Origin of the sequence: Mycobacterium sp. UM_11, from assembly GCF_001414075.1 — a bacterium.
Lineage (GTDB): Bacteria > Actinomycetota > Actinomycetes > Mycobacteriales > Mycobacteriaceae > Mycobacterium.
Genome location: NZ_LATC01000019.1, coordinates 56,437 through 63,202 on the forward strand (window position 1 = coordinate 56,437; position 6,766 = coordinate 63,202).

6 protein-coding genes are annotated in these 6,766 nt (G+C 69.3%); 2 read left to right on the forward strand and 4 right to left on the reverse strand.

Translation table 11 applies throughout. The annotated features are described in order from the left end of the window. Positions 1–1,005: a sensor domain-containing protein gene (locus WU80_RS07475; RefSeq protein ID WP_055405482.1), complete on the reverse strand. Its 1,005-nt coding sequence runs from the start codon at positions 1,003–1,005 to the stop codon at positions 1–3. A gap of 54 nt (positions 1,006–1,059) precedes the next feature. Next, on the reverse strand, positions 1,060–2,145 hold the full coding sequence (locus WU80_RS07480) for a hypothetical protein (RefSeq protein ID WP_055405481.1): 1,086 nt from the start codon (positions 2,143–2,145) through the stop codon (positions 1,060–1,062). Between the two features lie 88 nt (positions 2,146–2,233). Here WU80_RS07480 and WU80_RS07485 point away from each other — a divergent pair, with 88 nt between their 5' ends. Both WU80_RS07485 and WU80_RS07490 read left to right on the forward strand, forming a co-directional pair. Beyond that, complete coding sequence (locus WU80_RS07485; protein ID WP_055405480.1) at positions 2,234–2,794, forward strand: hemerythrin domain-containing protein; 561 nt, start codon at positions 2,234–2,236, stop codon at positions 2,792–2,794. A gap of 65 nt (positions 2,795–2,859) precedes the next feature. Then, positions 2,860–3,522, forward strand: coding sequence for a UdgX family uracil-DNA binding protein (locus WU80_RS07490; RefSeq protein WP_055405479.1), 663 nt, complete (start codon positions 2,860–2,862; stop codon positions 3,520–3,522). 6 nt (positions 3,523–3,528) lie between these two features. Here WU80_RS07490 and WU80_RS07495 read toward each other — a convergent pair whose 3' ends face one another. Further along, positions 3,529–5,322, reverse strand: a complete 1,794-nt coding sequence (locus WU80_RS07495; RefSeq protein ID WP_055405478.1) for a thiamine pyrophosphate-requiring protein — start codon at positions 5,320–5,322, stop codon at positions 3,529–3,531. A gap of 304 nt (positions 5,323–5,626) precedes the next feature. Beyond that, positions 5,627–6,682, reverse strand: coding sequence for a DNA topoisomerase IB (locus tag WU80_RS07500; protein ID WP_055405477.1), 1,056 nt, complete (start codon positions 6,680–6,682; stop codon positions 5,627–5,629). Positions 6,683–6,766 lie beyond the last annotated feature (84 nt).

Here is a 6,766-nt window from a genome sequence, read left to right on the forward strand (position 1 = left end):
CTAACCAGGAAGCTTGCCCAGCACGTAGCTGGCGATGCCCACGCCCGCCACCCGCGGTTGGTCGCCGTCGGTGGTGCCGCTGCAGGAGACCAGCACGTCGACGATGACGTTGGCCTTGGCCGCGACCGCCCGCGCCGAGCGGATCTGCAGTCCCCTGGGTGCGAGGTCCAGCGTCGTGATGCCGTTGGGGGCATCGGCCGGCGCGCCGACCGCGAACGGCAGCGCCTCCCCGTTGGGCGGAGTCAGGGTCACGGTCAAGCCGCCGCATCGGCGCCACCCCGACAGCAACGCGGCCAGCTGCGCCTGCGCCGCCGGCGGGTCGCGGAAGGCCACCACGGCCTGGATGACCTGGGTGGACTTGAGGAAGCTGCGCGAGTCGCGCAACTCCGTCGCGCGGTATCCCGCGACGTCGGCGCCCGAATAGGCGTCCGGTGTGCCGGGGGCGACGCTGCCCCAGCATTCCGGCCGGTCGATCGCCCCGCCCGCGCCCGGGCGGCCCATGTTGTCCCACGTCTGGCCGGCCTGCAGGTTCTGGTCGCTGGTGATGTTCTTCAGGGCGTCGGCGCCCGGCAGCAGCGTCGCCAGGGCGTCCGGCGCGACGGGGCCCGGGGCCGCCGCGGGCATCGCCGCGCTCGTGGGGGTGGAGGTCGGCGCCGCCGTCTGGGTGGGCGGTGCTGCGCCGAAGATTGCCCATGCGACCAGCCCGACCACGGCGACGGCGATGAAGGTGTAGGACAGCGCCAGTCCCGCCCGGGCGCGGTCCCGGCCGAGCTCGCCGGTGCGGCGGATCTGCGCCAGCCCGGCGTGTCCGAGGATCGCCCCCACGGGCGCGAACACGAACGCGAACACCAGCGACAGCGTCGCCAGCACGTTGACGGGCGGTCGGTGCGGCGGGGCGGGCGGGGGCGTGAAGACCGGCGGCTCGTAGTCCGGGGTGGGCGGCATCCGGCCGAGCGGGTCGTAGGTGTACGGGTTCTGCCAATACGGGTCCTGCGGGTTGGTCACGCCAGCACCTCCTTACCGGCCGACCCTGCCCGAAATGTAGCCGACGTTGGGGCGTTACAGGCCGGGCTTGGCGACGCTGACGACATAGGGCGCGCCGGCCAAAGTGAGGTACACCCGATGCGGCCCGATCGCCATGCCGGACAACGGTGCCGCTTGGGCCGCCGGCGGCAGTCCCGCCCGGTAGACGATGACGCGCAGGACGGGAATCGTGTGGGTTGCGAAACCGGTGAAGCTCGCCGTTTCCAGCACCACGACTTCGCGGTCGGTGGCGGCGTAGATCCGGGTGTCGTCGGTGCCCAGTTCACGGACCGCCGACGGCAGCCGGGCACTGGCCAGCACCGTCAAACCCTCGCCACCGCGCCGCGAGTCCACCGCGTAGAGCGTGGCGTCGTCGTGGCCGGCCACGTAGCTGCGCGTCACCGCGGCGCCGTCACCCGCCGACACCGCGACGTTCATGCCCAGCGAACCGCGCTCCTCGGCCGGGGACTGCGACCCCTGGTAGTGGCGGATTCCGGACGGCGCGAACACGTGGTAGTCGATCTGGCGGCCGCGGTTGGCTCCGTCGATGCTGTCGGCGGGATCACCGGCGACGGTGGCGGTGCGCAGCTTGCGCAGGCCATACTGGTCCACCGGTGTCACCGACGTTCCGTCCGACGACAGCGCCAGCAGCATCCGCAGGCCCGCGTCCTCGGACAGATACGCCGGGGCGGGTCCGGCGTCGAAATCGCCCACCGGGCGCAGGGTTTCGAGGTCGACCTCGGCGACCCTGCCACGCTCGGGCTGAGGCACGAACACGATGTCGGCGTCTTTCCGGCTGATCTGGAGATTGCGTCCGACCGCCATGGGCGCCGATAACCGCGTCTTGGCGTCGCCCGGGCGGTCCCCGGCGCTCACCTCGGCCAGCCGGTGATCGTCGGTGAGCGCGACGAGGGCGTGGGTGTGATAGGACCAGACCGGTTCGCGCAACGGCGCGGCGACCGACCACACCTCGACGTCGGGTGCACTCGCCAATGACGCGCCCGGCGCCGCGCAGCCGGCGGCCAGGACGAGGGCGCCGAGGACCACCACCCGGCGGCGGAGACCGATGGCCACGAGCGTTCTCCTTGTTCGCAGTTGGTGGAGAACTACCCACTGGCGCATGGGCGTACCCGTTTGGTGCCCGATTTCGTCGGGTAGCCGACATGGAGCGCGCATCAGCCCGCGCGCCAAGGTAGATGGGAAGGACATCATGGCTCAGACCGCCATCAAGTCGCCCACCGATGTGGTCGACTTTCTTGTCAGTCAGCACGAACAGATCAAGTCGTTGTTCGCCACCACGCTGGCGGCGTCGGGGAAGGAACGCGAGAAGGCGTTCGTCGAACTCCGGCGATTGCTGGCCGTCCACGAAACGGCGGAAGAGGAAATCGTGCACCCGCGGGCCAAGCGGAAGCTGGCCGACGCGGCCGAGGTGGTCGACGAGCGCCTCCACGAAGAGCACGAGGCCAAGACCGTTCTGCAGAAGCTGGAGAAAATCGACGTCGACAGCGCGGAGTTCACCAGCCTGTTGACGCAGCTTCGCGACGCGGTCGTCGAGCATGCCGAGCACGAGGAGCGCGACGAGTTCGCCAAGCTGGGCCAGGAATTGAGCGGCGAGGAGCTCGAACGAATGGGCCGCGCGGCCAAGCTCGCCGAGGCGATCGCGCCGACCCGCCCGCATGCCGGTGTCGAATCGCAGGCGGCCAACCTGGCCGCCGGACCGTTCGCGGCGATGCTGGACCGCGCCCGCGACGCCATCGTCGGGAAGGGCTAACGGCTCACTGGGGCGCCCCCACCCGAGGGGGAGCGGGGGCGCCCCAGCCCCGGCAAGGGAATCAGATGACCGCAACCAAGGCACCCGGTGCCGAGCGCTACCTGCCCGAGCGGCGGTCGCTGGATGCGCTGCGGGCGGCGGCCGAATGTTGCCGTGGCTGCCCGCTTTTCGCCGATGCCACGCAGACGGTTTTCGGCCGCGGGGACTCGGGAGCGCCGCTCATGCTGGTGGGCGAGCAGCCGGGGGATCAAGAGGACCGCGCGGGGGAGCCGTTCGTCGGGCCGGCCGGCCGACTGCTGGCCCGCGCGCTCGAGGACGCCGGCATCGACCCGGCGTCGACGTACGAGACCAACGCGGTCAAGCACTTCAAGTTCACCCGCAAGGGTGGCAAACGGCGCATCCACCAGAAGCCCGGCCGCACCGAGGTGGTCGCCTGCCGGCCCTGGCTCATCGCCGAGATCGAGGCGGTGCGCCCGCGGGTCATCCTGTGCCTGGGCGCCACCGCCGCGCAATCCCTTCTGGGAGCGGACTTTCGGATATCGGCCCAGCGGGGCCAACAGGTGCGGCTGCCGCCGTCGGCCGTCGACGTGCAGCCCGACCCCATCGTCGTCGCGACGGTCCACCCGTCGGCGGTGCTGCGCGATCGCAGCGACGGGCACGACGAGGCCTACCGGCTCTTCGTCGAGGACTTGCGCAGCGCGCGTTCGTCAGTCGACGCCAACAGGTGACTCGGCTCAACTCTTCTTGTGCGGCATAAACTCCTGCGCCTTGGTCTTGAGGCCCACCTTGACGAAGCCGACGCGGTCCTCGTCTCCGGACAGCACCGCGGCCGTGGCCGACTTGAACTGTTCCCAGGTGGCGTGCGGCGGGATGGGCGGCATGTCCGGGTCGGTGAAGACGTCGAGCACCGTGGGGCGGTCGGCCGACAAGGCCTGCCGCCACGCGCCCTGCAGCTCCTCCGGGTCCTTGATGGCCATCGCGTTCAGGCCGAGGCTGGCCGCGAACGCCGCGAAGTCGACGTCGGGAAGCGCCTGCGATTCATGGAATTTCGGTGCGCCCGCCATGGCGCGCATCTCCCAGGTGACCTGGTTGAGGTCGTTGTTGTGCAGGATCGCGATGATCAGGCGGGGGTCCTTCCACTCCTGCCAGTACCGCTTGATGGTGATCAGCTCGGCCATGCCGTTCATCTGCATGGCGCCATCGCCGACGAACGCGATGACGGGCCGGTCCGGGTGGCCGAATTTGGCGCCGATCGCGTACGGCACGCCGGGGCCCATCGTCGCAAGGGTGCCGGATAGCGAGCCGCGCATGTCGCCGCGGAAGCGCAGATTGCGGGCGTACCAGTTGGCCGCCGAACCGGAATCCGCTGTGATGATGGCGTTTTCGGGCAGCTGCGGGGAAAGCTCGGAGTACAGGCGCATCGGGTTGATGGGGTCGGCACTGACCATCGCCTCCTTGTCCATGGTCTCCCACCACCGCGCCACATTCTTCTCGATGCCCTCCCGCCACGACCGGTCCTCTTTGCGGCGCAGGTGCGGAATCAGCGCTCGCAGGCCGGCTTTCGCGTCGGCGACCAGGTTGACCTCGTACGGGTAGCGCATCCCGATGAGCCGGCCGTCCACGTCGATCTGCACCGCGCGGGCCTGACCGAAATCGGGCAGGAACTGCGTGTAGGGGAAACTGGATCCGACCGTTAGCAGGGTGTCGCAATCGCGCATCAGCTCATAACTGGGGCGCGTACCCAGCAGGCCGATAGAGCCTGTGACCCAAGGCAATTCGTCCGACAAGACGTCCTTGCCCAGCAGCGCCTTGGCCGCGCCGGCGCCCAGCAGGTCGGCCACCTCGGCGAGTTCTTCGCGGGCCCCGCGGGCGCCGGTGCCCACCAGCATGGCGACCTTCTTGCCGGCGTTGAGGATGTCGGCCGCGCGCCTGATCGCCGCGTCGTCCGGGGCGATCTGCGGGTATTCGATGCCCAGGCTGGAGGGCACCATCTTGAACGCGTGCTCGGGCGGGGAGTACGGCAGCTCTTGCACGTCACTGGGAATGATCAACGCCGTCGGGGCCCGCTGGGTCATCGCGATGCGGATCGCGCGGTCCAGGACGTTGGGCAATTGCTCGGGGACCGTGATCATTTGGACGTAGTCGCTGGCGACGTCCTTGAACAGGTTCAGCAGGTCGACCTCCTGCTGGTAATTGCCGCCCATCGCGGTGCGGTTGGTCTGGCCGACGATCGCCACCACCGGAACATGGTCGAGCTTCGCGTCGTAGAGGCCGTTGAGCAGATGGATCGCCCCGGGCCCGGACGTGGCCGCGCAGACCCCGACCCGGCCGGTGAATTTCGCGTAGCCGACCGCCTGGAAGGCGCTCATCTCCTCGTGGCGAGACTGGATGAACTTCGGCTTGTTGTCCGCGCGGCCCCACGCGGCCAGCAACCCGTTGATGCCGTCCCCGGGGTAGCCGAAAACCTGCTCGACGCCCCATGCCCGCAGACGCTCCAGCAGATAGTCGGAGACCTCTTGCTTAGCCATTGATGTTCCTCCTAGACAGACGGTTCGGTGAAGTGTCGCTACGTTCGCCGGCCGGCACAGCGGCCGCGCTGGACGCGGTTTGCTGCGAAGACCCGCGGCCGTGATTTTCGACCGCAGTCAGGCGTGAATGGGCGGCCAAGGCACTTCCCACTTTCGGGGCATACCCCCAATCGCCGCCGTTATTCGTGGGTCTTTCGGGCCGCGGCCACGGCGTTGCCGGGGCCGCGGTTACAACCCCTGCGGGCGTGCCGCCTGCATCGTTTGAGAAGCGGTTTGCCGGAGCAACTTTCGGACGGTCGTCTGCTCACGCGCTCTTGGGCAGCGCGGATGATTCCCCCGCGCTGTGGCCCCTGGCCACCCGCCGGATCAACATGCGGGTGGCCTTGTCCAGGATCTCCTGGGCCGCGTCGGGGTGCCGGGCGCGTTCGGCGCGCCGCGCCGCCGACGCGATCGTCAGCCCCTGCTCGTAGCCGGTCACGACGCGCGGATCCACGTAGGAGCCGCGGGCCACCGCCGGGGTGTTGCCCAGCTCCTCGGCGACCTCCTTCATCACGGCGGACTCCACCCGTTTGGCCACCCGCCGGGAAACGGCCGGGTCCGCATCGGCGAACGCCGTCGCGGCCAACACCGTCCCGTGCCAGGTGCGCAAATCCTTCACCGTGTATTCGTTGCCGACGAGCTCCTTGAACCGGGCATTGAGGTCATCGGAGCGCACATCGAGCCAGCCGGCCGAGGTGCGGCACACCAGGAGTCGCTCGGTACGGTCGGGCCGGCGCATCAACGCGCGCACCGCGCGGACCACTTCGGGGTCCTCGATCTCCACGGTCCGCCGCACGCCGCTCTTGGCGGGGAAATCGAATTCGACCGAGTCGCGGCGGACCACCACGTGTTCGCACAGCAGCGTCGCCAGCCCGTAGGATTCGTGCTCTTCGGCGTACTGCTCGCCGCCGGCGCGGAAGTAACCACGATCCAGCAGACGCAGCGCGAGCGCCAGCACCCGCTTGCGGGTCAGGCCGCTGCGGTTCAGGTCTTTCGCGATGGCCGCGCGCCAATGGGGCAACCGGGTGGACAGTTCCAGGACGCGGTCGAACTTTTCCTCGGCGCGTTCCTGCTGCCACGCGGTGTGGTAGAGGTACTGGCGGCGGCCGGCCGCGTCGACGCCGACGGCCTGGATGTGGCCGTTGGGGTGCGGCGAAATCCATACGTTCTTCCAGGCCGGCGGAATGACCAGATCCTTGATCCGCTGCAGGGTTTGGGGGTCGGTCAGCAAATCGCCGTCGGGCCCGTAATACGCGAAGCCCTTGCCACGGCGCTTGCGCGCGATGCCCGGTTTGCTGAGAACGCTGCGACGCAGCCGCATCTTATGCCTCCAGTTACGTTCGCTGACTGGACAATTACCCGCAGCGGCAGCCCTTCACACGTGCTGTCTCTTATACACATCTGA

Bases quoted from the DNA above. Each gene is read 5' to 3' on its own strand.
- WU80_RS07480 (WP_055405481.1), bottom strand. From the start codon at position 2,145: ATGCGCCAGTGGGTAGTTCTCCACCAACTGCGAACAAGGAGAACGCTC.
- WU80_RS07485 (WP_055405480.1), top strand. From the start codon at position 2,234: ATGGCTCAGACCGCCATCAAGTCGCCCACCGATGTGGTCGACTTTCTT.
- WU80_RS07490 (WP_055405479.1), top strand. From the start codon at position 2,860: ATGACCGCAACCAAGGCACCCGGTGCCGAGCGCTACCTGCCCGAGCGG.
- WU80_RS07495 (WP_055405478.1), bottom strand. From the start codon at position 5,322: ATGGCTAAGCAAGAGGTCTCCGACTATCTGCTGGAGCGTCTGCGGGCA.
- WU80_RS07500 (WP_055405477.1), bottom strand. From the start codon at position 6,682: ATGCGGCTGCGTCGCAGCGTTCTCAGCAAACCGGGCATCGCGCGCAAG.